The sequence below is a fragment of the Paenisporosarcina sp. P4_D4 genome (assembly GCF_056401835.1).
Map to the genome: position 1 here is coordinate 1 of NZ_JBFUIO010000213.1, position 2519 is coordinate 2519.

A 2519-nucleotide genomic window follows, 5' to 3' on the forward strand; every position below is an offset into this window, starting at 1 on the left:
CTCTTAACTGAATGCGAAAAGAAAAGCATAAAAAATATAATGGTGCACACTGATAACATCAATGTTGCCACTACATCAGACCAACATAAAAAGTATGGGAAACTGATAAAAACAATGAATGAGTTATTGAAGAAAACAGAATCAAAAATTAAATGGGTTAGCAGAAAGCTTAATAAGGCTGCACATAAGGTTTGCGAATCAGTGAAAAAGATAATAAATGAAACTAATAATGGCAACGTTCTGAGTATTAATCCTTCTGATTTCGTGCTGATTAAGAAAGAACGAATTTATGTTACAAATCATAAGATCGGTTCAATTTCTAAAAACTCCTTAACAGATGTGGAATTGAATCATATCCGTCAATATTATAGCCAAATGATTAAAGCAGAGAAAAGGATTCCCATTGAAAGAATTCTTGAATGGGGATCAAAAAAGAAAACATGTAATTCTAAAAAGGGACGAATTATGTTCGTTGAGAGATTTATCGCAAGAAATCATTCTCTAAATGACATTCTTTTTGAAAGAGCATGTCATGCATTTAATAAAGTATCTATTAGCATCGTATAAAATCAAACTTTTACATGGAGGGTAGAAATGTTCAGTGAATGGAAGCGAAAAAGAGAGCGTAAGAAACTGCAAAGCTGTTGCCTACATGAATATCATAAAGTCTGTGAACATCAAGTGCTTGAGAATGTGGTGAAACTTGCTTGCCACTACGATTTATATTGCCCATTGTGTGAACGTGAGGTAAGAGTGACAGAGAAAACTGCTGAGAGAATATTAGCAAGGCAGGAAGTAAGAAAACAATATGCAAATCAGAATAGTGTTTAATGGGAGTTGAATTATGGACGAATTAGTTGCTAATTGGATGCTACGAGTTGCTGGATTAATTTATCTGTTGTTGTTCGGATCAATTACCATATGGGGAGTAAGAAAAGTAGATGATACAATGACAGCATATTTATGGAAGTTGATTAGGGTGTTTAAGAAAATGAAAGGGAGAGTATAAGATGAACAAAAAATCTGCAATAGTGGAAGCAATACTTCTAGGTGGCTCTCCAGCACTAGCAGGTGTTTTAATCAATTTGATGGCAATACCTTTAGTTGGCGAGTTAGCATTAATTAATAAAGTTGCGATGGCTGTCTGTGTTTTGATTGGGATTGTTGGTGGAGTCACAGTTTATAAATTAAACAAGAAATACATTAAAGAATAAATAAAATTGAAGTTTTAACGGACAGTAGACAACAAACTGCGAAATTAGAAAGGGGAATAAAAATGATTGTAAATATCAATAAACCTAGCTGTTATGAAACTGGAAAGTTTGTAAAAAAAGGCGATTTATTAATTGCGAAGGATTCTGAATTTAATTTAACAGAGGGCAGAATCTATGTGGCAGTTAAGAATCAAGGAGAAGGTACATTTGGTGATTGTATATTTGTCGTGAATGATAAAGGCATTGAGCTGGATTATTCAAGAGAATATTTCTGTCATTATGAGGGCGAACTTGTCTCAACAGACTGAAGCACAGTTCAACCAATATCAGCGGTAAGAGGTGAGCATTGTCTCACTTTAAATAAACTATAAACTAAACCATATGACACGGAGGAATTTATTCATGAAAAAGAAAGTAGCAATATTAGTAGTAGCTATCGTAGCAGCATTTTTAATCGGTGGAATCTTCATCGGATCACAAATTGGAGCTTCAAGTGGATGGTCAAATGAATTAACAAGTGAAGTAAATAAACAATTAGGTGCTGTTGGATTCGAGAAGAAAGAAGAAATCCTCCAAAGTGATATTACAGCAGAAATGAAAGAAGTATTAGACCCGAAGATTGCTGAAGAAGAAGCAGCATTGAAGAAGATGTTAGAAGAATATTATGAGCTTAAATTACAGGGGCTAGAAAATTCTCCTGAATTCGCAGAACTGGAGAAAAAAATTGAACAAATTCGACTTTCGATCTTTAATCGCTACAAAGTTGAAATAGACTCAATGTTTAATGGAACATGACCATTCAAGAATCCCTTATTTTACAGGGGTTTTAGAGGGTAGATATTCCGATAAAATGTAGTTTTTAATGGGAGGGTAGCCAATGACCATTGTAGGTAAACGCTGTGAGGTTGAAGATGATTTTGTTGTAAAAATCAGAAGGAAAAGATTGTCAAAACAAGGCACTATCGTTGGTTTCTATTTGAATGAGTATTGGCATCCATACTTATATCGAGCTTTTCATATAGAATTTGATGATGGATCAAAGGATACTCACATTGCTAAAGATGTCAAGATTTGCTCATGAAACAGAAAATTTATTGGAAAAGAGGAAAGCGAAAATGAATTGGGTAACATTTTTTACTATAATTTCACCTGTGGTTGTAGCAATAATAGGTAGTGTTGTAGCATATTTCCAAGCAGTAAAAACAAGTAATATTAAAATTAAGGAATTAGAAACACAATCAAAACATGAATTGGAAACAATTAAAGAGCTTCATGTAAACGAATTAGAAAAAATTAATGCTGAAG

General features: G+C 33.5%; 7 protein-coding genes. All 7 read left to right on the forward strand.

The window, feature by feature from the left end:
* A partial coding sequence (locus tag AC1DSL_RS17135; protein WP_477533142.1) for a reverse transcriptase-like protein occupies positions 1 to 567 on the forward strand: 567 nt, incomplete at its 5' end.
* Between the two features lie 27 nt (positions 568 to 594).
* Entirely contained in the window at positions 595 to 831 is a 237-nt protein-coding gene (locus AC1DSL_RS17140; RefSeq protein ID WP_477533143.1) for a hypothetical protein, read from the forward strand.
* 179 nt (positions 832 to 1010) lie between these two features.
* Positions 1011 to 1214, forward strand: coding sequence for a hypothetical protein (locus AC1DSL_RS17145; protein ID WP_477533144.1), 204 nt, complete (start codon positions 1011 to 1013; stop codon positions 1212 to 1214).
* A 62-nt stretch (positions 1215 to 1276) separates the two neighbouring features.
* On the forward strand, positions 1277 to 1522 hold the full coding sequence (locus AC1DSL_RS17150) for a hypothetical protein (RefSeq protein ID WP_477533145.1): 246 nt from the start codon (positions 1277 to 1279) through the stop codon (positions 1520 to 1522).
* A 94-nt stretch (positions 1523 to 1616) separates the two neighbouring features.
* Positions 1617 to 2009 carry a hypothetical protein gene (locus tag AC1DSL_RS17155; protein ID WP_477533146.1) on the forward strand — a complete coding sequence of 131 codons (393 nt, stop codon included), beginning with the start codon at positions 1617 to 1619 and terminating at the stop codon, positions 2007 to 2009.
* 82 nt (positions 2010 to 2091) lie between these two features.
* A complete protein-coding gene (locus AC1DSL_RS17160; protein ID WP_477533147.1) occupies positions 2092 to 2295 on the forward strand; it encodes a hypothetical protein in 204 nt (67 codons plus the stop codon).
* 34 nt (positions 2296 to 2329) lie between these two features.
* Positions 2330 to 2519 (forward strand): hypothetical protein (locus tag AC1DSL_RS17165; protein WP_477533148.1); only part of this gene is annotated, 190 nt, incomplete at its 3' end.